Source organism: Shimwellia blattae DSM 4481 = NBRC 105725, from assembly GCF_000262305.1.
GTDB lineage: Bacteria > Pseudomonadota > Gammaproteobacteria > Enterobacterales > Enterobacteriaceae > Shimwellia > Shimwellia blattae.
The window spans coordinates 391,332-412,082 of the sequence record NC_017910.1 but is presented as its reverse complement, the minus strand read 5'-3'; the positions used below and the strand labels follow the sequence as shown (position 1 = coordinate 412,082).

Below are 20,751 nucleotides of genomic sequence, written 5' to 3'. Positions count from 1 at the left end.
GGGTTAAAAAAAACCCCGGGCAGACTGACCGGGGTTTTGTGATTATTCAATGATATCAGACGCGATGATTATTTATCATCCACCGGCCCGGACATGGTGTTGCCCGGGTTTTGCGGCCGGGGCTCATCAGCCGGACGCGGCGCACTCGGGGTGCTGTTGTTGTCTGAATTACCATTAGCCTTCGGACCTTCCCAGCCAGCTGGCGGGCGAACTTCACGGCGGGCCATCAGATCATCAATCTGCGGCGCATCAATGGTTTCATACTTCATCAGCGCGTCTTTCATGGAGTGCAGAATATCCATATTGTCGTTCAGGATCTGCCGGGCGCGCGCATAGTTACGCTCAATTAACGCCTTCACTTCCTGATCGATGATACGGGCAGTCTCATCAGACATATGTTTCGCTTTCGCGACACTGCGGCCCAGGAACACTTCGCCTTCTTCTTCGGCATACAGCAGCGGGCCGAGTTTGTCAGAGAAGCCCCACTGGGTAACCATGTTACGGGCAATGGAGGTCGCCACTTTAATGTCGTTAGACGCACCGGTAGACACATGTTCCACGCCGTAGATGATCTCTTCGGCCAGGCGGCCGCCGTACAGGGTCGAGATCTGGCTTTCCAGTTTCTGGCGGCTGGCGCTGATGGCATCCCCTTCCGGCAGGAAGAAGGTTACCCCCAGGGCACGGCCACGCGGGATAATCGTCACTTTGTGTACCGGGTCGTGCTCAGGTACCAGGCGGCCGATAATCGCGTGCCCCGCTTCGTGGTAGGCGGTGGACTCTTTCTGCGCTTCCGTCATCACCATGGAGCGGCGTTCCGCACCCATCATGATTTTGTCTTTCGCTTTCTCGAACTCAACCATGGAAACCACGCGCTTGTTGCCGCGGGCGGCAAACAGGGCCGCTTCGTTCACCAGGTTTGCCAGGTCAGCACCCGAGAAGCCCGGTGTACCGCGGGCGATAATCGCCGCGTCGATATCCGGCGCCAGCGGTACGCGGCGCATATGGACTTTCAGGATCTGCTCACGGCCACGCACATCCGGCAGGCCAACCACTACCTGGCGGTCAAAACGGCCAGGACGCAGCAGCGCAGGGTCCAGCACGTCCGGACGGTTAGTTGCGGCAATCACGATGATACCTTCGTTGCCTTCAAAGCCGTCCATCTCAACCAGCATCTGGTTCAGGGTCTGCTCACGTTCATCGTGACCACCACCCAGACCAGCGCCACGCTGGCGGCCGACCGCATCGATTTCATCGATAAAGATAATGCACGGTGCCGCTTTTTTAGCCTGTTCGAACATGTCGCGCACGCGGGATGCACCCACACCCACGAACATTTCTACGAAGTCAGAACCGGAAATGGTGAAGAACGGCACTTTGGCCTCCCCGGCAATGGCTTTCGCCAGCAGGGTTTTACCGGTACCCGGAGGCCCCACCATCAGAACGCCTTTCGGGATCTTACCGCCCAGCTTCTGGAAACGGCTCGGCTCGCGCAGGTACTCAACCAGTTCGCCCACCTCTTCTTTGGCTTCGTCGCAACCGGCAACGTCCGCAAAGGTGGTTTTGATCTGGTCTTCGGTCAGCATACGCGCCTTGCTTTTACCGAACGACATGGCGCCTTTGCCACCGCCGCCCTGCATCTGGCGCATAAAGAAAATCCACACCCCAATCAGCAGCAGCATCGGGAACCAGGAAATGAAGATAGACGCCAGCAGGCTGGGTTCTTCAGGCGGCTCGCCAACAACTTTTACGTTTTTGGTTAATAAATTATCAAGCAGCTTAGGATCGTTAACGGGGATGTAAGTCGTGTACCGGTTACTATCTTTCTTGGTAACGTTGATTTCACGTCCGTTGATACGCGCTTCGCGAACCTGGTCCTGATTAACTTCCTGCAGGAACGTAGAATAATCCACCCTACGGCCATTAGACTCGCTGGGCCCAAAGCTCTGAAAAACTGACATCAGCACAACTGCGATGACCAGCCAGAGTATTAGGTTCTTCGCCATGTCACTCAAGGGATTAACCTCATATTACAACTGTGTTAAAAACAGCGTCAGGATATTATGTATCCAGTATCTTTCAAAACCTGCTGCCCGGTAAACTACCCACTGCCCCCAAACGCCTGTGGTGCACGTTTACGGGCGGATAAGAGTACCAGGTTAGCGCAGCAGGAAAGACAATCTGGTTATCATTTTCGCCCGGTCGCTACAATATAGACTTCACGTGAACGGGCACGGGAAGAATCCGGCTTACGAACTTTTACGGTCGTAAACAGGGAGCGAATTTCCCTTAGATACTCATCGAAACCTTCGCCCTGGAACACCTTCACAACAAAATTGCCGCCGGGAGCAAGAACATCCCGACACATTTCAAGCGCCAGTTCAACAAGATACATTGAACGGGGGATGTCTACCGCTGGTGTCCCGCTCATGTTTGGCGCCATATCAGACATCACCACTTGCACCTTACTATCACCCACTCGCTCCAGTAACGCTTTCAGCACTAGTTCATCACGAAAGTCGCCCTGAAGGAAGTCCACACCAACGATGGGATCCATTGGTAAAAGATCGCAAGCGATGATGCGGCCACTGCCACCGATTAAGCTGACCACATACTGTGACCAGCCACCGGGTGCAGCCCCGAGATCAACAACTGTCATTCCCGGTTTAAAAAGTTTGTCACTTTGCTGGATCTCTTCAAGTTTAAACCAGGCACGGGAACGTAACCCTTTTTTCTGTGCCTGCTGAACATATTTATCGCTAAAGTGTTCCTGGAGCCAGCGACTGGAGCTGGCAGAACGCTTTTTACCTGTCATTTCACATTCCATCCGGGTTCATCGGCAGCGACTTGCCAAAAAATGCGCAGTTGCTATTTGGCTATAAGTGGGAGATGGCGGTAGAATGACCCGTTTTCAATCCCAACCTAAGCAAAAATATACGATGAATCTGAGTACTAAACAAAAACAGCACCTGAAAGGTCTGGCACATTCGCTCAAGCCGGTTGTCCTGCTTGGCAATAATGGTTTGACCGAAGGGGTACTGGCCGAGATTGAACAAGCGCTTGAGCACCATGAGTTAATCAAGGTGAAAATTGCCTCGGAAGATCGCGAGACTAAAACCCTGATCGTGGAAGCCATCGTGCGGGAAACCGGCGCCTGTAATGTACAGGTCATCGGTAAAACGCTGGTGCTTTATCGCCCAACCGCAGAGCGTATAATTTCACTTCCACGCTAAAAAACCGTTCAATCTGGCGATTTTTTGCCCTGAAGCAGCGGATCTCCCCGTGGTGCTACGAAAATGCCACGGGCCGCTTGCTGGTAAAAGGCCGAACTACGGCCTTTTACTATGCTTTACAATCTACAACAAGCCTTACACTCTGAATATCACAGATACTCAACTTTCGTGATTTCGAATTCCACCATCCCCCCCGGGGTGTTGATGGCGACCACGTCATCGACCTCTTTCCCCACCAGACCACGGGCAATCGGCGAGTTTACCGAGATCAGATTCTGTTTAAAGTCTGCCTCGTCATCACCCACGATACGGTAGGTCACTTCCTCGTCGTTATCCAGGTTCAGCACCGTAACGGTGCAGCCAAAAATCACCCGGCCATTGTTCGGGATCTTAGTAACATCAATCACCTGGGCGTTGGACAGCTTCGCTTCAATGTCCTTAATACGGCCTTCACAGAACCCCTGCTGCTCACGGGCAGCATGGTATTCCGCGTTTTCTTTCAGATCGCCATGCTCACGGGCTTCAGCAATAGCGGCAATGATCTCCGGACGGCGCACCGATTTCAGGAAATCCAGCTCTTCGCGCAGTTTATCGGCACCACGTAATGTCATCGGAATAGCTTGCATTATTATACCTCGTTAAATCGGCCTGCAGGCGCGCAACCCGGAGGTTACTGCGCTCAGAACCCGGCTGGCCGAAGCCTGCCGGGAAACAAACAAAAGAAAACCGACCCGGAGAAGCGCCGGGCCAGTCTGTTATGGCAATTTGATAAATATTTTACCGCGAAGTTCCGCGGGGGTCACCCACCGTTTACTTTACCAGGTGTTGCACCGTAGTATGACGGCACGTTTCCCGGCCGTAACGCGAGATTATGCGATTTTCCAGATTTGTGATTGGATTTACTACCGCAGTGGCACTAAATGCCCAGGCAGCAAATGTCGAAGAGTACGTGAGTCAGTTACCTGCCGGGGCAAACCTGGCGATGGTTGCACAAAAAGTGGGGGCCCCTGCGCCTGTGGTGGAGTACCACAGCCAGCAAATGGCCCTGCCTGCCAGCACCCAGAAGGTCATCACCGCCCTGGTCGCCCTGCTGCAACTGGGCCCGGATTACCGTTTCACCACCACACTGGAAAGCCGTGGCGAGCTCAAAGACGGGGTGCTGAACGGGGATTTGATCGCCCGTTTTGAAGGCGATCCGACCCTGCGCCGCCAGAGCCTGCGCAATATGGTAAATGCGGTCAAAAAGGCCGGAATAACCCAGGTCACCGGCAACGTGGTGATTGATACCTCGGTATTTGCCAGCCACGATAAAGCCCCCGGCTGGCCGTGGAATGATATGACCCAGTGCTTCAGCGCTCCACCTGCGGCGGCGATTGTTGATCGCAACTGTTTCTCCGTCACGCTCAACAGCCCACAACCCGGCGAAACCGCCTTTGTGCGCATTGCCTCTTATTACCCGGTGAATGTCTTCAGCCAGGTCAAAACCCTCCCCAGAGGCTCTGCCGAAGCCCAGTATTGCGAGCTGGATGTGGTGGCGGGCGATCTTAACCGCTACACCCTGACCGGCTGCCTGGCCCAGCGCCAGGATCCGCTGCCGCTGGCGTTCGCCATTCAGGACGGGGCCGGTTACGCCGGGGCTATCCTGAAGCAGGAGCTGAAAACCGCCGGTATCAGCTATGCGGGCTCTCTGGTACGCCAGACCCAGCCGGGCCCGTCGGGAACGGTGCTGGCCAGCACCCAGTCGCCACCGCTCCAGTCTCTGCTGCGCATAATGCTGAAAAAATCGGACAACATGATTGCCGATACGGTATTTCGCACCATTGGCCGCAGCTATTACAACGTGCCGGGCACCTGGCGGGCCGGGGCCGATGCGGTGCGCCAGGTGCTGCGGAAAAATGCCGGTATCGATCTGGGCAACACCATTCTGGTGGACGGTTCAGGTTTGTCGCGCCATAACCTGATCTCCCCCGCCACCATGATGCAGATACTGCAGTACATCGCACAAAATGACAGCAAACTGAATTTTATATCAATGCTACCTTTATCCGGACATGACGGAACCTTGCAGTACCGGGCGGGTCTACACCAGGCAGGCGTAGACGGGAAACTCTCCGCCAAAACGGGCTCTCTGCAGGGGGTCTATAATCTGGCAGGCTTTATGACAACCGCCAGCGGCCAGCGCGTCGCTTTTGTGCAGTTTCTGTCTGGTTATGCGGTGCCTCCGGCAGATCAGCGTAATCGCCGGCTTCCCCTGGTGCGCTTTGAAAGCCGGCTCTATAAAGACCTTTATCAGAATAACTGACCCATGAAATTACTGATTATCGAAGATGATGCACTACTCCGGGAAGGACTGACCATCGCCCTGCGTAACGAAGGCTATGCGCTTGACTGTGCCGATACTGCCGCCCGGGCAGACGGGTTAATCAGTACGGGCGAATACAGCCTGGTTATCCTCGACCTCGGCCTGCCGGACAAAGACGGCGCCACGCTGCTCAGCGCCTGGCGCCGCAGCGGCATAAAAACCCCGGTACTGATCCTGACGGCCCGCGACGGTCTGGAAGACCGGGTCAGGGGGCTGGACTCCGGCGCAGATGACTACCTGGTCAAACCCTTCGCGCTGGTCGAGCTTCAGGCCCGGGTCCGGGCGCTGATTCGCCGCTACCAGGGGCAGAGCGATAATCAGATATCCCTTGATAACCTCACCCTGAATCTGCAAACCCAGCAGGTTTACCTGGATGACAGCGAAATTGAGATAACCCCGAAAGAGTTTGCGCTGCTGTCGCGCCTGCTGATGCGCGCCGGGCAGACCGTGCACCGGGAAACCCTGCAACAGGATCTCTACAGCTGGCAGGACGATCCCGGCTCCAATACTCTGGAGGTCCATATTCACAACCTGCGCCGTAAACTGGGTAAAGAGCGGATCAAAACCATTCGCGGCGTCGGCTACCGGCTGGAGAAATAACCGTGAACAGCATGCGCCAGCGCCTGATGCTCCTGCTTGCCTGCATTCTGCTTTTTTTTCAGCTGCTGAGCGCCATCTGGCTGTGGCACGAAAGCCGGGAGCAGATTGGTTTTCTGGTCAATGAAACCCTGAGTGCCAAAGCCCGCAACCGCCATGTGGAAAAAGAGATCCACGAGGCCATTGCCTCGCTGCTGGTGCCTTCGCTGGTAATGGTGGGGTTTACCCTGTTCTTTTCCTTCTGGGCCATCACCTGGATCACCCGGCCGCTCAACCGCCTGCGTACCAGCCTGACCAGCCGCTCGGCGGATAACCTCTCCCCGGTGCCGGTCTATTCCGATATGACCGAGATAGTCGCCGTGACCGGCTCGCTGAACCAGTTACTCTCCCGCCTTGACCACACAATTCAGCAGGAGCGCTTGTTCACTGCCGATGCAGCCCACGAACTGCGCACACCGCTGGCCGGGATCCGGCTGCATCTGGAACTGATGGAGCAACAGGGGGCGGCCCACGCCAGCACGCTGATCGCACGTATCGATCAGCTGATGCATACCGTCGAGCAACTGCTGATGCTTGCCCGGGCCAGCCAGGCACTGGCCAGCGGGCACTACACCGCCATCCGCTGGTCTGAGGATATCCTCGGGCCACTGAAAGCCGAAATGGAAGAGCTACTCAGCCAGCGTCGGCAGCGGCTTATCTGGCCGGCAGACAGCTCACTGACCACCGAGGGGGATGCGGTATTGCTGCGCCTGATGCTGCGCAACCTGCTGGAGAACGCCTCACGCTACAGCCCGGAAAACAGCACGATCGAGGTGCGCCTCAGCGCGGCCAGTAGCGGCACCTGCCTGCAGGTGCTGGACCAGGGCCCGGGTATACCGCCGGAGCAGCGCCGCAGTATTACCGAGCCGTTCCAGCGCCTTGACCAGCGCTATGGCGGCAGCGGCCTGGGCCTGAGCATTGTCCAGCGGATTATCCAGTTGCATCACGGTAAGCTGCACCTGGATGAACGAAAAGGCCAGCCGGGCCTGAGCGCCAGTTGCTGGATACCGGGCAATATCTGACAACGGCCCCCGAAAGCCCATAAAAAAAGGCCCGAAGGGCCTTTTTTAACAACACGGTGAGCGGGAAACTCAGCGCTGGTAGATAATTTCGACGCCTTCGTCGTCTTCATCGTCCCAGTCGTCGTCCCAGTCTTCTTCAGCTTCTTCTTCCACTTCTTCCAGCTGCTGGCGGTGATAGTCGTCCCACATGAATTCGACTTTCTCCGGCTGTGCTGCCTGCTCTGCGCTGACGACCGGATTATCAATGATAAACTGCATCACGTCCCAGCACAGTGCCTGAACACCCGTGTGGCTGGCCGCAGAGATCAGATAGTGCTTCTCTTCCCATCCCAGGGCTTCCACAATTGCCTGTGCTTTGGCTTCGGCTTCTGCCTTATCCAGCAGGTCGATTTTGTTAAACACCAGCCAGCGGGGTTTAGCCGCCAGTTTTTCGCTGTATTTTTCCAGCTCGCCGATGATAATGCGCGCATTCTCCACCGGATCAGAGCCGTCAATCGGGTCGATATCAATCAGGTGCAGCAGTACGCGGCAACGCTCCAGGTGCTTAAGGAAGCGGATCCCAAGGCCGGCACCGTCGGCCGCGCCTTCGATAAGCCCCGGAATATCGGCCACCACGAAGCTCTTTTCGCTGTCCATACGCACCACGCCCAGGCTCGGCACCAGGGTGGTAAACGGATAATCGGCCACTTTTGGCTTCGCGGCAGAGACCGCGCGGATAAAGGTCGATTTACCGGCGTTTGGCATCCCCAGCATCCCCACGTCTGCCAGCAGCATCAGCTCCAGTTGCAGATCGCGTTTATCTCCCGGCGTCCCGTTGGTTTTCTGGCGCGGGGTACGGTTAACGGAGGATTTAAAGCGGGTGTTACCCAGCCCGTGCCAGCCGCCTTTGGCCACCATCAGACGCTGGCCGTGGGTGGTCATATCGCCCATGGTCTCGCCGGTGCCCTGGTCGATAACCCGGGTCCCGACCGGCACTTTGATGGAGACGTCTTTACCGCGTTTCCCGGTGCAGTCGCGGCTCTGGCCGTTTTCACCGCGCTCAGCGCGGAAGGATTTCTCAAAACGGTAATCAATCAGGGTATTGAGGTTTTCGTCCGCTTCCAGCCAGACATCCCCGCCGTCGCCGCCGTCGCCGCCGTCCGGGCCACCCTTCGGAATATATTTTTCACGACGGAAGCTCACACAACCGTTGCCGCCATCACCGGCAACAACCAGGATCGTTGCTTCATCAACAAACTTCATTTTACTTCTCCGTAAATCATTCGCCCGAGTGAGGCACCGGTACTACAGCGTCTTTCCTGCGCCAGCGTCCCCAGAGACGATGACCAATCGCGGAATACATCGCCCCTGACACCACCACAAACGCCCCGATATACCCCAATGTATTCAGGGTGGGCGCTGCAAAGATATCGGGCCAGGCAAGCGACAGCAAATCAGAAAACAGCAGCGTGAACAGCGGCGTCAGCGTGATCAGGGCACTTACCTGCGCCGCCTGCCAGCGCGCCATGGCCTCAGCCAGCGCACCGTAGCCAATCAGGGTATTCAGCCCGCAAAAAATCAGACACGAGAGCTGCCAGCTATTCAGCTGCATGATAACCCCCGGCTTTGCCAGGGGAAGCAGCGCTATTGTACATAAAGTGTACAGCAAAAGAAGGATTTGTTGCGAGGCGAGGCGGCGTAATAGTACCTTCTGCGCCACCCCATAACTGACCCATACCATTGCTGCCCCGACCCCGAATATCACCCCCCAGGTGTAATCCGTAAGCCGGGTAAAAATCTCCACCAGGCTGGTGTTGAAAAACATCACCAGCCCGCACAGCAGCATCAGTGCACCTATCACCTGCGTGCCGCGCATTTTCTCCTTCAGGACGACGACACTTGCCACCATTAAACCAACCGGAGAGAGCTGGCCAATCACCTGAGACGCCGTCGGGCTCAGATACTGAAGCGAGGAACTGAATAAAATAAAATTCCCGAACAAGCCCCCCGTCGCTATCGCCAGAACCGCCAGCCAGCGCGGCTTACGGAACAGCCTCAGCGGCGGCAGTTGCCTGCGCACGCCAAGAATAAGCGCCAGGCCCGCCCCTGCCAGCAGAAAGCGGTAAAACACGATAGTCGGCGGCTCCATCACCTCCAGTACCTGTTTCATGGCAATGGGTAATGCACCCCAGAACATTGCGGTGGTAAGCGCCAGAAGGATCCCGGCAACAGCCTGCTGATTCATGCCATAACTCCCTGTAGTACATATACTGCCGGGCTACGTGTTCGGGTACTGCGGTGGCGAAGGATACTCCGCCCCCGGCTACAGAATGTAAAAAGCCCCGCAACAAGTGCGGGGCTTCAGTCCGTTACCGGGACACGAAAAACTTATTCAGCTTCGATGCTGATAAATTTACGGTTTTTCGGGCCTTTAACTTCGAACTTAACTTTACCGTCAGCCAAAGCGAACAGAGTGTGGTCTTTACCGCAACCTACGTTGCTGCCAGCGTGGAATTTAGTACCACGTTGACGAACGATGATGCTGCCAGCCAGAACTGCTTCACCGCCGAAGCGTTTTACGCCCAGACGTTTGGATTCGGAATCGCGACCGTTACGAGTTGAGCCGCCAGCCTTTTTATGTGCCATTTAATCTGCTCCTCTGTATTAAGCGCTGATGCCAGTAATTTTAACATCAGTGAACCACTGACGATGGCCCTGCTGCTTACGATAGTGTTTACGACGACGGAACTTGACGATTTTAACTTTCTCGCCACGACCGTGAGCCACAACTTCAGCTTTGATTACGCCGCCATCAACGAAAGGAACGCCGATTTTGACTTCTTCACCGTTTGCGATCATCAGCACTTCAGCGAACTCAACAGTTTCGCCGGTTGCGATGTCCAGCTTTTCCAGGCGAACGGTCTGACCTTCGCTTACTCGGTGTTGTTTACCACCACTTTGGAAAACCGCGTACATATAAAACTCCGCTTTCCGCGCACACCTTGTGTGATTTCAGGGGCGCTATAAATATTCACAATAGGGCGCGAATATTACGCAAATCGGGCGGGTTTGACAAGTGCGATCATCACTCTGCGTAGAAAAAAAAAGCAACCGGCCCAGGTACGTTTATCTGTCTCGTTTTTTCAGTACAATCTGTACTACATTATGCCTCTCCCGCCCCCCGATACACTGTGGGGCCATGTGGTAAACAGGACGATAGCCAGACTTTTGCGATGAATCTTGAAAATATAACTGAATTAACCGCGCAAGATATGGCGGGCGTCAATGCAGTGATCCTTGAGCAGCTCAGTTCCGATGTACAACTGATTGGCCAGATAGGCTATTACATCGTTAGTGGCGGGGGTAAGCGTATCCGCCCGATGATTGCCGTATTGTCTGCCCGATCCCTGGGTTACCAGGGGGATGCTCATATCAATATCGCCGCACTGATCGAATTTATCCATACCGCGACGCTGCTCCACGATGATGTTGTCGATGAGTCAGATATGCGCCGGGGGAAAGCCACCGCTAACGCAGCGTTCGGCAATGCCGCCAGCGTACTCGTCGGGGATTTTATCTACACCCGCGCCTTCCAGATGATGACCGGCCTGGGCTCACTGAAAGTGCTGAAGATCATGTCTGACGCGGTTAACGTGATTGCCGAAGGCGAAGTGCTGCAGCTGATGAACGTTCACGATCCGGATATCACGGAAGAGAACTATATGCGGGTCATTTACAGCAAAACCGCCCGGCTGTTTGAGGCCGCCTCCCAGTGTTCTGCCATCCTTGCCGGTGCCAGTGAAGCACAGGAACTGGCCCTGCGCGATTATGGCCGCTACCTGGGGACTGCCTTCCAGCTGATTGATGATCTGCTGGACTACAGCGCCGATGGCGAAACCCTGGGGAAAAATGTCGGTGACGACCTGAACGAAGGCAAGCCCACATTACCGCTGCTACACGCCATGCGCCACGGTACAGCCGAACAGGCCGCCATGATCCGTAAGGCGATTGAGCAGGGAAATGGCCGCCATCTGCTGGAGCCAGTGCTGGAAGCAATGGCCGCCTGCGGTTCCCTTGAGTGGACCCGCCAGCGGGCGGAAGAAGAGGCCGATAAAGCCATCGCCGCGCTGGATGTTCTGCCGGACTCTCCCGACAAACAGGCGCTGATTGGCCTGGCGCACATCGCGGTACGCCGCCAGTTCTGATCCCACTCCGCACCGTAATGGTGCGGAGACATCACAGTTCTGCACCTGAGTTTGCATTAGCCGACAGGCAAAACTCAACACTTACTCACTCTTTCAGATATATTTCTGGAAAATACTGGAACTATACCCACTCTTTGCGGTGTTATTAATGCGCTGGCGTAAGCGGTCGTCAGGAGAACATTCCTTAACACTACACAGCCAATATCGCACAGGGAGAGGATATGGAATCAAAATTTACAGACTGGCATCCTGCGGATATTATCGCGGCGCTACGCAAGCGCGGCACGTCACTGGCAGCGGAGTCCCGCCGGGCGGGGTTAAGCTCATCAACCCTGGCAAATGCCCTGACGCGCCCCTGGCCAAAGGGAGAGATGCTGATAGCAAAAGCTATCGGTATCGGGCCGGAGGAGATCTGGCCATCCCGCTACCACAACCCCTTCACCCATGAATATATCGACCGTACGCGCTTTATGCGCGACAAATCCCCCCGCTAGCGGGCACTAAAAAGGCCGCTCATCTGAGCGGCCTTTTTGTCGGTGGGTTCCGGAAAGTGCCGGAAAGCGATTACTCTTCGCCTTTCACCCGGGTGATGTTCGCCCCCAGTGCATTGAGCTTGTCCTCAATGCGCTCGTAGCCACGATCAATGTGGTAGATACGATCCACAATGGTCGTGCCTTCAGCGATACATCCCGCCAGTACCAGGCTTGCGGAAGCGCGCAGATCCGTCGCCATCACCTGGGCTGCGGAGAGCGTCTCCACCCCGTGGCAGATAGCCGTGTTACCTTCCAGTTCGGCGCGGGCCCCCATACGAATCAGCTCCGGCACGTGCATAAAGCGGTTTTCGAAGATGGTTTCGGTTATCACGCCGGTGCCTTCGGCAACCATGTTCAGCAGCGTGAACTGTGCCTGCATGTCCGTCGGGAAGGCCGGGTGCGGCGCGGTGCGCACGTTGACCGCTTTCGGGCGTTTGCCGTGCATATCCAGCGAGATCCAGTCATCACCGGTTTCGATATCGGCCCCTGCTTCGCGCAGTTTAGCCAGTACCGCATCCAGGGTGTCCGGCCGGGCATTACGGCAGACAATTTTGCCACCGGAGATAGCCGCAGCGATCAGGAAGGTCCCGGTTTCGATACGATCCGGCAGCACACGGTATTTACCGCCGCCCAGGCGCTTAACCCCTTCGATGGTGATGCGGTCAGATCCCATACCGCTGATTTTTGCCCCCATGGCGTTCAGGAAGCAGGCGGTATCGACAATTTCCGGCTCGCGGGCGGCGTTTTCAATGACCGTAGTCCCTTCTGCCAGGGTAGCCGCCGTCATGATGGTGACCGTCGCGCCCACGCTGACTTTATCCATCACGATATGGGCGCCTTTCAGGCGACCGTCTACAGAGGCTTTCACATAGCCTTCTTCCAGCTTAATGTCCGCACCCAGCTGGGCCAGACCACTGATATGAAGATCCACCGGACGGGCACCAATGGCGCAGCCGCCAGGCAGGGATACCTGACCCTGACCAAAACGCGCCACCAGCGGCCCCAGGGCCCAGATAGAGGCACGCATGGTTTTCACCAGCTCGTAAGGGGCGCAGTAGACATTCACGTCACTGGCATCGATCCAGACTGAGCCGTTACGCTCCACTTTAGTGCCCAGCTGGCTGAGCAACTTCATGGTGGTGTCGATATCTTTCAGTTTCGGGACGTTCTGGATCTCAACGGGTTCCTCTGCCAGCAAGGCAGCGAAAAGGATGGGCAGTGCGGCGTTTTTCGCCCCGGAGATTGTTACTTCACCACTTAACCGGGTCGGACCCTGCACACGAAATTTATCCATTCACCTGTTCTCTGTTATCAAATCACATTGCTGGCGGCCGTCAGCCGTCAGCTCAAAAACCGTTTAGTTTGCGGTCGCGGGCCCACTCCTGTGGGGTATATGCCTTGATGGACAGGGCATGGATACGATTATCCGCAATGTACTCCATCAGCGGCGCGTAAATCGCCTGCTGTTTTTTTACACGACTCATGTCGGCGAACATCTCACCGACCGCGATAACCTGAAAATGGCTACCGTCACCGGAGACGAGAACTTCTTCAAGAGGCAGTGCTGCCATCAGCACAGTCTGAATTTCATGATTTTCCATGGGATCTATTCGTCGGCTAGTAAAACAGCCACACATCTTAGAGGAAAGTGGAGCCGTCTTAAATATGAAAAAAAAGCCCCAAAGCAAGATTTTTGGGGCTGAGTGAGTAACGTACTGAAAATGCTCAGGCTACATCGAAGGGGATAAGCTCTGGCGGTAAATTATACAGCGTCACCAGCGTGTGCAGGTTCGCATCACCGCCAGTTATCACCGGCGAGTTGCCGTGATCGCGGGACAGCGCCATCAGATGAAGCAACAGCGCAATTCCGCCGGTATCCACACGGGTTACCGCCTGCAGGTTAATACCGCGCATCCCGGGCGCTATCTCTGCCCGCGCGTTCCACAAGGGCAGCAGTGTATCGCTGCCCAGTTCGCCGCTCAGCACCAGCTGGTTCTCCTGCAGTGACCACTGCAACGCCTGAGACATTATTTTTTCTCTTCCAGAGTGATGGGTTGGCGGGCGATAGATTTCAGCTGTGCGGTCAGGCCGTCAACACCCTTGGTACGCAGCAGATCGCTCCACTCGTTCTGTTTGGTGGTGATCATACTGATCCCTTCAGCAATCATATCGTATGCCTGCCAGTGACCTGTCTGGCTGTTTTTACGCCACTGGAAGTCCAGGCGTACCGGCGGGCGGCCGTTAGGATCGATAATGGTGACCCGGATAGGAATAATATCTGCGTTGCCCAGCGGCTGTTCTGGCGCGATCTGGTAGGTCTGGCCGTGATACATCGCCAGTGCCTGGCCGTAGGCCTGTTTCAGGTATTCACGAAACGCCGCGAAGTAGGCTTCACGCTGTGCCGGGGTCGCCTGCTGGTAGTAACGGCCCAGCACCAGCGCACCGGCGTATTTTACCTGCACATAAGGCAAAAGCTCCTGATCAACGATATTGCGCAGGTAGTCCGGGTTGCTGCGGATCTGCGGCTGCTCGTTCTTCAGGCGGCTGAATGTCTTCTGTGCCGCTTCATTCATCAGTTTGTACGGGTTGGTCTGATCTGCCGCCTGGACACTAACCAGCGGAGCGATGGCCAGTACGGCAATCATAAACAGGCGTTTTAACATTGTTGTTCTCTCCAGAGTTAATTCGTGGCGCCAGCGTGCGGCGCGGTTGTTCCGGTAGTATCCCCGTCACTGTTTGCGGGGGCATCACCATTCGTCTTATTTGTGCCGTCGTTGCTCTTATACAGGAACTGACCAATCAGATCCTCAAGCACCATGGCGGACTTGGTATCCTGAACAACGCTGCCGTCTTTGAGCATTGAGGTGCCCATGTCCGGATCGCTGAACCCCACATTCAGGGCCAGGTACTGCTCGCCCAGCAGGCCAGAAGTGCGGATAGCCAGCGAACTGGTGTCCGGGATCTCATGGTAGCGATCATCTATCTCCATGGTGACACGCGGCAGGTAGGTTTTTGCGTCCAGCGCAATATCGCTGACCCGGCCAATCACCACCCCGCCGATACGCACCGGCGAGCTGACCTTCAGGCCGCCAATATTGTCGAACACGGCAGAAATACGGTATGTGGGCTCACTGCGTAATGAGGTGACATTCGCCACCTTCAGGCAAATAAACAAAATAGCGATCAGCGCAACCAGTAAAAACGCACCAACCCAGATTTCAAATTTTTTGGTTTGCATAACTTAATTCCCAAACATCAGTGCTGTGAGCACAAAATCAAGGCCCAGTACGGCCAGAGAGGCGTGAACCACAGTGCGTGTTGTTGCGCGGCTGATCCCGGCAGACGTTGGCACGGCATCATAGCCATTAAACAGGGCAATCCAGGTGACGGTAATCGCGAACACCAGGCTCTTCAGGACACAGTTCAGCACGTCCATTTTCCAGTCCACGGCAGACTGCATGGCTGACCAGAAGAAACCGGCATCGATCCCCTTCCAGTTCACCCCGACCAGTTCACCGCCCCAGACGCCAACCGCCACAAAAATCAGCGACAGCAGCGGCAAAGAGATAACCCCGGCCCAGAAGCGCGGCGCAATGACCCGGCGCAGCGGGTCAACGGCCATCATCTCCATACTGGAGAGCTGCTCGGTGGCTTTCATCAGGCCGATTTCGGCCGTCAGCGCAGAGCCGGCGCGCCCGGCAAACAGCAGAGCCGAGACCACCGGCCCCAGCTCACGCAGTAATGACAGCGCCACCATCATACCGAGGCTGGATTCCGCCCCGTAGGTGGTGAGCACCAGATACCCCTGCAAACCCAGCACCATACCGATAAACAAACCGGAGACAATAATAATCAGCAGCGACAAAACGCCAACGTTATACAGCTGGCGCACCAGCTGCGGGAAATGCTTGCCAAACGCCGGTTTACCCACCAGCGCGTTAAACAGCATCAACCCGGCGCGGCCAAAAGCAGCGCAGGTATCCACCCCACGACGCCCCAGCGACGCCAATGCATTAAGCAACATGAATCAATTCGCTCCCGTTCCTGGTAATAAATCAGCGGCATAGTCTCTGGCCGGATAGCGAAATGGCACCGGGCCATCCGCAATACCGTCAAGGAACTGGCGCACGCGGGGATCGGGATTATGCTCAAGCTCATCGGTGGAGCCGTGGGCCACCACTTTTTGCTCTGCAATGATCCATGCACAATCCGCGATGCTCAGCACTTCCGGAACATCGTGCGATACCACAATACAGGTCATCCCGAGGGAGCTGTTCAGTTCAGAGATAAGTTTAACCAATACGCCCATGGTTATCGGATCCTGGCCGACAAAAGGTTCGTCGAACATGATCAGGTCAGGCTCAAGGGCAATGGCTCTGGCCAGCGCCGCACGGCGCGCCATCCCGCCGGACAGCTCCGAGGGCATCAGATTTGCCGCACCGCGCAGCCCTACCGCTTCGAGCTTCATCATTACCGTGCTGCGCAGTAGCGGCTCCGGCAGCGGTGTATGCTCGCGCAGCGGGTAGGCGACGTTTTCAAACACCGTCAAATCGGTAAACAGTGCGCCGGACTGAAATAACATGCTCATGTGTTTACGCACGGTATACAGCCGCGAGCGGGACATGGCGGGAATATTTTCACCGGCGAATAAAATTTCGCCGCTTTCCGGCTGAATTTGCCCGCCAATGAGCTTCAGCAAGGTGGTTTTACCGATACCGGAAGGTCCCATAATAGCGGTTATTTTCCCGCGCGGGACAGAGAGCGAGATATTGTCAAAAATACGCCGGTTGCCGCGAGAAAAAGTGACTCCCCGGACCTCGACCAGATTCGTCTGCGCCTGGTTCATTCGCTTATCCTTTCAGCCATTATTGATGCTGTGATATTCATCAGTCGCCTTAAACTGAACGCCTGAAACTGTAACAGGCGCAATAATATTGCAGAATCTTACCAGTAGCGGTATACGAAAGCTGGCATTTGTTTTACTTTTCCATGCGATAAAGTCAGAATTACTTGCTAAGCAAGACCATACTGGCGCCCCGCGCCCATCCGGATACCACACGCTACAAAACTGGCAATTATACCTGCGTTATAGGAATTCTTATGCTACTGGCGAGCAGCCTGCTAATTATCGGTTTATTCCTGGTAGTCTACGGGGCCGATCGCCTGGTATTCGCCACCTCGGTGCTGTGCCGCAGTATGGGGCTCTCTCCCCTGCTGATTGGTATGACTGTCGTCAGCGCCGGCACATCCCTGCCGGAGATGATGATATCCACCGCCGCCGCCCTGCAGCATCAGCCGAATTTAAGTGTGGGGATTGCATTAGGCTCCTGTACCACCAATATTTTACTGATCGCCGGATTAGGGGCGCTACTGCATCCTTTTACTGTGCATTCTGATATTCTGCGCCGCGAGATCCCGTTAATGTTGGTCGCCACACTATTATGCGCCCCGGTGATAATGAACGCAGAGCTGACCAGATTAAATGGCATCATTTTGCTAATCTCGGCTGTTATTTACCTGTGGTTCACCGTTAAAATTGCCCGCCTTGCCCAGCGGCACGGCAGCGACAGTTTTACCCGCGAGCAGATAGCCGAGCTGCCCGGGGAACTTAACCGTCCGGTAGCGTTTTTGTGGCTGGGGGTGGCGCTGGTTATTATGCCGGTGGCAACCCGCATGGTGGTGGATAACGCCACGGTCGTCGCCAGCTACCTGGGTATGAGCGAGCTGGTTACCGGGCTGACGATAATATCAGTGGCAACCAGTCTCCCGGAACTGGCGACCGCGATTGCCGGCGCACGTAAGGGCGAAGATGACATCGCAATAGGCAATATAATTGGTTCTAATATCTTCAATATTGCCGTGGTACTGGGGATCCCCGCACTGGTTTCCCCCGGCCCCATAGATCCGCAGGCATTCTCCCGGGACTATCTGGTGATGCTGGCGGCGAGTGTTATTTTCACCACCCTTTGCTGGCGTTCGCGCCATCATATTGGTAAACGTAGCGGCGCCTTTTTGCTGACTGGATTTGTCGTATGGATTACGGCCCTGACTGGGTGGCCCAGCTAAGCCCCCATGACGGAACTGTCATATAATCAGATAAACTGAGAATGCATTATGTCCCATGTAGAATTACAGCCGGGTTTTGACTTTCAGCAGGCGGGTAAGGATGTCCTGAAAATTGAACGTGAAGGCCTGGCCCAGCTTGATCAGTACATCAATGACGATTTTTCGCGCGCCTGCGAAACCATATTCCACTGCCCCGGCAAAGTCGTGGTGATGGGGATGGGGAAATCCGGGCATATTGGCCGCAAAATGGCAGCCACCTTTGCCAGTACCGGCACCCCGGCGTTTTTTGTACACCCGGGTGAAGCGGCCCACGGGGATCTCGGTATGGTCACCCCTCAGGATATCGTGATTGCCATTTCCAACTCGGGCGAGTCGAACGAAATCCTGGCGCTGATCCCGGTACTCAAGCGCCTGCATGTGCCGCTGCTGTGTATGACTGGCCGCCCGGAGAGCACCATGGCGAAAGCCGCAGATATCCACCTGTGCGTGACCGTGCCTCAGGAGGCCTGCCCGCTGGGACTGGCCCCGACCACCAGCACCACCGCGACCCTGGTCATGGGGGATGCCATGGCCGTGGCCCTGCTCCAGGCCCGTGGTTTTACCAAAGAAGATTTTGCGCTGTCGCACCCCGGTGGTGCCCTGGGGCGCAAACTGCTGCTGCGGGTTAACGACATCATGCACACCGGTGATGAGATCCCCCACGTCAGCAAAGAGGCCTCCCTGCGCGATGCGCTGCTGGAGATCACCCGTAAAAACCTGGGCATGACCGTTATCTGTGATGACCAGATGAACATCGACGGCATCTTTACCGACGGGGACTTACGCCGGATACTGGACGCAGGCATTGATCTGCATAATGCCAGAATTGTGGATGTCATGACCCCGGGGGGCATTCGCGTGCGCCCGGGTATACTGGCGGTTGATGCGCTGAACCTCATGCAGTCGCGCCATATCACCTCCGTTATGGTGGCTGAAGGCGACCGGCTCATTGGTGTGCTCCATATGCACGATCTGCTGCGCGCAGGCGTGGTATAACGCTAGGAAGGTAGAAGTCTGAATGAGTAACCCGCAAGCCACCATGAACACCTGCTACGGGCCGGTGAACACAGAGATCATGGCGAAAGCCCGGGAGATCCGTCTGTTGATCCTTGACGTTGACGGCGTCATGTCTGACGGGCTGATTTACATGGGGAATAATGGCGAAGAGCTGAAGGCATTTAACGTGCGCGATGGCTACGGCATCCGCTGTGCGCTGACATCCGGCATTGAGGTCGCCATTATTACCGGCAGAAAAGCAAAACTGCTCGAAGATCGCTGCCAGACACTAGGCATTACGCACCTGTACCAGGGCCAGTCCGACAAGCTGATCGCCTTTGCCGATTTGCAGGCCCGGCTGGGTATCAGCCCGGAGCAGACTGCCTATATTGGCGATGATCTTATAGACTGGCCGGTGATGCAGAAAATCGGCCTGAGCGTGGCCGTTGCGGATGCGCACCCCCTGCTGCTGCCCCGGGCGGATTATGTTACCCATATCCCCGGTGGCCGCGGCGCAGTGCGCGAAGTCTGTGATTTACTGTTACTGGCACAGGGCAAACTTGATGAAGCCAAAGGGCAATCCATATGAGTAACACCAGGCGCTGGGTTATCATCCTGCTCACTTTGCTGGTGCTGGTGCTGATTGGTGTCAACCTGGCTGACCGGGATGAAACCGGACCCGTAACAACAAATACGGATGAGCCGACATACAAAAGTGGCTATTCCAGTACCCTGGTTTACAGCCCGGAAGGCGCGCTGACATACCGCCTTGTCTCCCGCACGACCGGGTATTACACCGCGGAGTCTGTCTCCTGGTTCACGGATCCGGTGGTCACCAGTTACGATGCACAGCAAGTGGCAACCTGGTCAATTAAGGCAGATCGCGCCAAACTGACTAATGACCGGATGCTCTATCTGTATGGTCATGTTGAAGTCAACGCGCTTACGCCAGACTCTCAGCTACGAAAAATCACAACGGATAATGCTCAGATCAACCTGATAACGCAGGATGTTACCTCCGATGATCTGGTCACGTTGTACGGCACGACATTTAATTCCAGCGGCCTGAAAATGCGCGGAAACCTGCGCAGTAAAACTGCCCAGCTGATTGAAAAGGTTAGAACTTCATATGAAATTCAAGATAAACAAACTCAGCCTTAATCTGGTCATTTCCGGGGCGCTTCTGGCGGCCAGTCTCCCCGCACTTGCGGTCACCGGGGACACGGATCAGCCGATTCATATCGAATCCGATCAGCAGTCACTGGACATGCAGGGCAACGTGGTGACCTTTACCGGCAATGTGGTGGTGACCCAGGGCACCATCAAAATCAATGCCGATAAAGTGGTGGTGACCCGTCCGGAAGGACAAAGCGGTAAAGAGGTCATCGACGGTTACGGTAACCCGGCCACCTTCTACCAGATGCAGGACAACGGCAAGCCGGTAAAAGGGCATGCGGCCAAAATGCATTATGAGCTGGCAAGCGACTTCGTGGTGCTGACCGGGAACGCCTATCTGGAACAGCTGGACAGCAACATCAAGGGCGACAAAATCACCTATCTGGTTAAGCAGCAGAAAATGCAGGCGTTCAGCTCAAAAGGCAAACGCGTAACCACCGTTCTGGTACCGAACCAGCTTCAGGATAAAAACGGCAGCAAGTCGTCACAACACAAGAGTAACTGATT

Annotated in this window: 25 protein-coding genes; 11 read left to right on the top strand and 14 right to left on the bottom strand. The window is 55.7% G+C overall.

The genetic code is table 11. The annotated features are described in order from the left end of the window. Positions 1-68: 68 nt before the first annotated feature. Both ftsH and rlmE read right to left on the bottom strand, forming a co-directional pair. Positions 69-2,003: an ATP-dependent zinc metalloprotease FtsH gene (gene ftsH, locus EBL_RS01940; RefSeq protein ID WP_014715748.1), complete on the bottom strand. Its 1,935-nt coding sequence runs from the start codon at positions 2,001-2,003 to the stop codon at positions 69-71. A 182-nt stretch (positions 2,004-2,185) separates the two neighbouring features. After that, positions 2,186-2,812, bottom strand: coding sequence for a 23S rRNA (uridine(2552)-2'-O)-methyltransferase RlmE (rlmE, locus tag EBL_RS01935; protein WP_014715747.1), 627 nt, complete (start codon positions 2,810-2,812; stop codon positions 2,186-2,188). 124 nt (positions 2,813-2,936) lie between these two features. On the opposite strand from rlmE, the gene yhbY reads away from it, so the two are divergent. After that, positions 2,937-3,230, top strand: coding sequence for a ribosome assembly RNA-binding protein YhbY (gene yhbY / locus EBL_RS01930; RefSeq protein WP_034920336.1), 294 nt, complete (start codon positions 2,937-2,939; stop codon positions 3,228-3,230). Positions 3,231-3,379: 149 nt separating this feature from the next. Here yhbY and greA read toward each other — a convergent pair whose 3' ends face one another. Beyond that, positions 3,380-3,856, bottom strand: a complete 477-nt coding sequence (greA, locus tag EBL_RS01925; RefSeq protein ID WP_002442010.1) for a transcription elongation factor GreA — start codon at positions 3,854-3,856, stop codon at positions 3,380-3,382. A gap of 245 nt (positions 3,857-4,101) precedes the next feature. On the opposite strand from greA, the gene dacB reads away from it, so the two are divergent. Genes dacB through pmrB form a run of 3 tightly spaced genes read left to right on the top strand, consistent with a single transcriptional unit; the run spans position 4,102 to position 7,250 of the window. Beyond that, the gene (dacB, locus tag EBL_RS01920) at positions 4,102-5,532 is read left to right on the top strand and encodes a serine-type D-Ala-D-Ala carboxypeptidase (RefSeq protein ID WP_002442013.1); all 1,431 of its coding nucleotides are present in this window, start codon (positions 4,102-4,104) and stop codon (positions 5,530-5,532) included. Between the two features lie 3 nt (positions 5,533-5,535). Then, positions 5,536-6,192: a two-component system response regulator PmrA gene (gene pmrA / locus EBL_RS01915; RefSeq protein ID WP_002442016.1), complete on the top strand. Its 657-nt coding sequence runs from the start codon at positions 5,536-5,538 to the stop codon at positions 6,190-6,192. Positions 6,193-6,194: 2 nt separating this feature from the next. Further along, a complete protein-coding gene (gene pmrB, locus EBL_RS01910; protein ID WP_002442019.1) occupies positions 6,195-7,250 on the top strand; it encodes a two-component system sensor histidine kinase PmrB in 1,056 nt (351 codons plus the stop codon). A gap of 69 nt (positions 7,251-7,319) precedes the next feature. Here pmrB and cgtA read toward each other — a convergent pair whose 3' ends face one another. From cgtA to rplU, 4 genes are all read right to left on the bottom strand, one after another. Next, the gene (gene cgtA / locus EBL_RS01905) at positions 7,320-8,492 is read right to left on the bottom strand and encodes an Obg family GTPase CgtA (RefSeq protein WP_002442021.1); all 1,173 of its coding nucleotides are present in this window, start codon (positions 8,490-8,492) and stop codon (positions 7,320-7,322) included. 16 nt (positions 8,493-8,508) lie between these two features. Then, the gene (locus EBL_RS01900; RefSeq protein ID WP_002442023.1) at positions 8,509-9,474 is read right to left on the bottom strand and encodes a DMT family transporter; all 966 of its coding nucleotides are present in this window, start codon (positions 9,472-9,474) and stop codon (positions 8,509-8,511) included. Between the two features lie 143 nt (positions 9,475-9,617). After that, positions 9,618-9,875 (bottom strand): 50S ribosomal protein L27, encoded by a 258-nt coding sequence (gene rpmA, locus EBL_RS01895; protein WP_002442024.1) that lies wholly within the window; start codon positions 9,873-9,875, stop codon positions 9,618-9,620. Positions 9,876-9,893: 18 nt separating this feature from the next. After that, positions 9,894-10,205: a 50S ribosomal protein L21 gene (rplU, locus tag EBL_RS01890; protein WP_000271401.1), complete on the bottom strand. Its 312-nt coding sequence runs from the start codon at positions 10,203-10,205 to the stop codon at positions 9,894-9,896. Positions 10,206-10,462: 257 nt separating this feature from the next. On the opposite strand from rplU, the gene ispB reads away from it, so the two are divergent. Both ispB and sfsB read left to right on the top strand, forming a co-directional pair. Next, complete coding sequence (gene ispB, locus EBL_RS01885; RefSeq protein WP_002442025.1) at positions 10,463-11,434, top strand: octaprenyl diphosphate synthase; 972 nt, start codon at positions 10,463-10,465, stop codon at positions 11,432-11,434. 221 nt (positions 11,435-11,655) lie between these two features. Continuing rightward, entirely contained in the window at positions 11,656-11,928 is a 273-nt protein-coding gene (sfsB, locus tag EBL_RS01880) for a DNA-binding transcriptional regulator SfsB (RefSeq protein WP_002442026.1), read from the top strand. A gap of 70 nt (positions 11,929-11,998) precedes the next feature. Here the strand turns inward: sfsB and murA are convergent, their stop codons facing one another. From murA to mlaF, 7 genes are all read right to left on the bottom strand, one after another. Next, positions 11,999-13,261 (bottom strand): UDP-N-acetylglucosamine 1-carboxyvinyltransferase, encoded by a 1,263-nt coding sequence (gene murA, locus EBL_RS01875; RefSeq protein ID WP_002442027.1) that lies wholly within the window; start codon positions 13,259-13,261, stop codon positions 11,999-12,001. Between the two features lie 52 nt (positions 13,262-13,313). Beyond that, positions 13,314-13,568 carry a BolA family iron metabolism protein IbaG gene (gene ibaG, locus EBL_RS01870; RefSeq protein WP_002442028.1) on the bottom strand — a complete coding sequence of 85 codons (255 nt, stop codon included), beginning with the start codon at positions 13,566-13,568 and terminating at the stop codon, positions 13,314-13,316. A 124-nt stretch (positions 13,569-13,692) separates the two neighbouring features. After that, entirely contained in the window at positions 13,693-13,995 is a 303-nt protein-coding gene (gene mlaB, locus EBL_RS01865; protein ID WP_002442029.1) for a lipid asymmetry maintenance protein MlaB, read from the bottom strand. Continuing rightward, the gene (gene mlaC / locus EBL_RS01860) at positions 13,995-14,630 is read right to left on the bottom strand and encodes a phospholipid-binding protein MlaC (protein ID WP_002442030.1); all 636 of its coding nucleotides are present in this window, start codon (positions 14,628-14,630) and stop codon (positions 13,995-13,997) included. Before mlaC ends, mlaB begins: the two co-directional genes overlap by 1 nt. A gap of 17 nt (positions 14,631-14,647) precedes the next feature. Further along, positions 14,648-15,205: an outer membrane lipid asymmetry maintenance protein MlaD gene (gene mlaD, locus EBL_RS01855; RefSeq protein WP_002442031.1), complete on the bottom strand. Its 558-nt coding sequence runs from the start codon at positions 15,203-15,205 to the stop codon at positions 14,648-14,650. A gap of 3 nt (positions 15,206-15,208) precedes the next feature. Next, positions 15,209-15,991, bottom strand: a complete 783-nt coding sequence (gene mlaE, locus EBL_RS01850; protein WP_002442033.1) for a lipid asymmetry maintenance ABC transporter permease subunit MlaE — start codon at positions 15,989-15,991, stop codon at positions 15,209-15,211. Between the two features lie 3 nt (positions 15,992-15,994). After that, positions 15,995-16,813 (bottom strand): phospholipid ABC transporter ATP-binding protein MlaF, encoded by an 819-nt coding sequence (gene mlaF / locus EBL_RS01845; RefSeq protein ID WP_002442034.1) that lies wholly within the window; start codon positions 16,811-16,813, stop codon positions 15,995-15,997. 254 nt (positions 16,814-17,067) lie between these two features. On the opposite strand from mlaF, the gene EBL_RS01840 reads away from it, so the two are divergent. The 5 genes from EBL_RS01840 to lptA are packed head-to-tail and all read left to right on the top strand — an operon-like array spanning position 17,068 to position 20,749. Next, the gene (locus EBL_RS01840) at positions 17,068-18,033 is read left to right on the top strand and encodes a calcium/sodium antiporter (RefSeq protein ID WP_002442035.1); all 966 of its coding nucleotides are present in this window, start codon (positions 17,068-17,070) and stop codon (positions 18,031-18,033) included. A gap of 48 nt (positions 18,034-18,081) precedes the next feature. Further along, positions 18,082-19,068 carry an arabinose-5-phosphate isomerase KdsD gene (kdsD, locus tag EBL_RS01835; RefSeq protein WP_002442037.1) on the top strand — a complete coding sequence of 329 codons (987 nt, stop codon included), beginning with the start codon at positions 18,082-18,084 and terminating at the stop codon, positions 19,066-19,068. 22 nt (positions 19,069-19,090) lie between these two features. After that, positions 19,091-19,657 carry a 3-deoxy-manno-octulosonate-8-phosphatase KdsC gene (gene kdsC, locus EBL_RS01830; RefSeq protein ID WP_002442040.1) on the top strand — a complete coding sequence of 189 codons (567 nt, stop codon included), beginning with the start codon at positions 19,091-19,093 and terminating at the stop codon, positions 19,655-19,657. Beyond that, positions 19,654-20,229 carry an LPS export ABC transporter periplasmic protein LptC gene (gene lptC, locus EBL_RS01825; protein ID WP_002442042.1) on the top strand — a complete coding sequence of 192 codons (576 nt, stop codon included), beginning with the start codon at positions 19,654-19,656 and terminating at the stop codon, positions 20,227-20,229. Before kdsC ends, lptC begins: the two co-directional genes overlap by 4 nt. Next, positions 20,198-20,749 carry a lipopolysaccharide ABC transporter substrate-binding protein LptA gene (lptA, locus tag EBL_RS01820; protein ID WP_002442044.1) on the top strand — a complete coding sequence of 184 codons (552 nt, stop codon included), beginning with the start codon at positions 20,198-20,200 and terminating at the stop codon, positions 20,747-20,749. The genes lptC and lptA overlap by 32 nt, the downstream gene beginning before the upstream one ends. Positions 20,750-20,751: the final 2 nt, after the last annotated feature.

Excerpts from the sequence above, each read along its gene's own strand:
- lptA (WP_002442044.1), top strand. The coding sequence starts at position 20,198 with ATGAAATTCAAGATAAACAAACTCAGCCTTAATCTGGTCATTTCCGGG.
- lptC (WP_002442042.1), top strand. The coding sequence starts at position 19,654 with ATGAGTAACACCAGGCGCTGGGTTATCATCCTGCTCACTTTGCTGGTG.
- dacB (WP_002442013.1), top strand. The coding sequence starts at position 4,102 with ATGCGATTTTCCAGATTTGTGATTGGATTTACTACCGCAGTGGCACTA.
- mlaC (WP_002442030.1), bottom strand. The coding sequence starts at position 14,630 with ATGTTAAAACGCCTGTTTATGATTGCCGTACTGGCCATCGCTCCGCTG.
- sfsB (WP_002442026.1), top strand. The coding sequence starts at position 11,656 with ATGGAATCAAAATTTACAGACTGGCATCCTGCGGATATTATCGCGGCG.
- murA (WP_002442027.1), bottom strand. The coding sequence starts at position 13,261 with ATGGATAAATTTCGTGTGCAGGGTCCGACCCGGTTAAGTGGTGAAGTA.
- ftsH (WP_014715748.1), bottom strand. The coding sequence starts at position 2,003 with ATGGCGAAGAACCTAATACTCTGGCTGGTCATCGCAGTTGTGCTGATG.
- rplU (WP_000271401.1), bottom strand. The coding sequence starts at position 10,205 with ATGTACGCGGTTTTCCAAAGTGGTGGTAAACAACACCGAGTAAGCGAA.
- pmrA (WP_002442016.1), top strand. The coding sequence starts at position 5,536 with ATGAAATTACTGATTATCGAAGATGATGCACTACTCCGGGAAGGACTG.
- cgtA (WP_002442021.1), bottom strand. The coding sequence starts at position 8,492 with ATGAAGTTTGTTGATGAAGCAACGATCCTGGTTGTTGCCGGTGATGGC.
- EBL_RS01900 (WP_002442023.1), bottom strand. The coding sequence starts at position 9,474 with ATGAATCAGCAGGCTGTTGCCGGGATCCTTCTGGCGCTTACCACCGCA.
- mlaB (WP_002442029.1), bottom strand. The coding sequence starts at position 13,995 with ATGTCTCAGGCGTTGCAGTGGTCACTGCAGGAGAACCAGCTGGTGCTG.
- rpmA (WP_002442024.1), bottom strand. The coding sequence starts at position 9,875 with ATGGCACATAAAAAGGCTGGCGGCTCAACTCGTAACGGTCGCGATTCC.
- rlmE (WP_014715747.1), bottom strand. The coding sequence starts at position 2,812 with ATGACAGGTAAAAAGCGTTCTGCCAGCTCCAGTCGCTGGCTCCAGGAA.
- ispB (WP_002442025.1), top strand. The coding sequence starts at position 10,463 with ATGAATCTTGAAAATATAACTGAATTAACCGCGCAAGATATGGCGGGC.
- EBL_RS01840 (WP_002442035.1), top strand. The coding sequence starts at position 17,068 with ATGCTACTGGCGAGCAGCCTGCTAATTATCGGTTTATTCCTGGTAGTC.
- kdsC (WP_002442040.1), top strand. The coding sequence starts at position 19,091 with ATGAGTAACCCGCAAGCCACCATGAACACCTGCTACGGGCCGGTGAAC.
- ibaG (WP_002442028.1), bottom strand. The coding sequence starts at position 13,568 with ATGGAAAATCATGAAATTCAGACTGTGCTGATGGCAGCACTGCCTCTT.
- mlaE (WP_002442033.1), bottom strand. The coding sequence starts at position 15,991 with ATGTTGCTTAATGCATTGGCGTCGCTGGGGCGTCGTGGGGTGGATACC.
- kdsD (WP_002442037.1), top strand. The coding sequence starts at position 18,082 with ATGTCCCATGTAGAATTACAGCCGGGTTTTGACTTTCAGCAGGCGGGT.
- mlaD (WP_002442031.1), bottom strand. The coding sequence starts at position 15,205 with ATGCAAACCAAAAAATTTGAAATCTGGGTTGGTGCGTTTTTACTGGTT.
- yhbY (WP_034920336.1), top strand. The coding sequence starts at position 2,937 with ATGAATCTGAGTACTAAACAAAAACAGCACCTGAAAGGTCTGGCACAT.
- mlaF (WP_002442034.1), bottom strand. The coding sequence starts at position 16,813 with ATGAACCAGGCGCAGACGAATCTGGTCGAGGTCCGGGGAGTCACTTTT.
- greA (WP_002442010.1), bottom strand. The coding sequence starts at position 3,856 with ATGCAAGCTATTCCGATGACATTACGTGGTGCCGATAAACTGCGCGAA.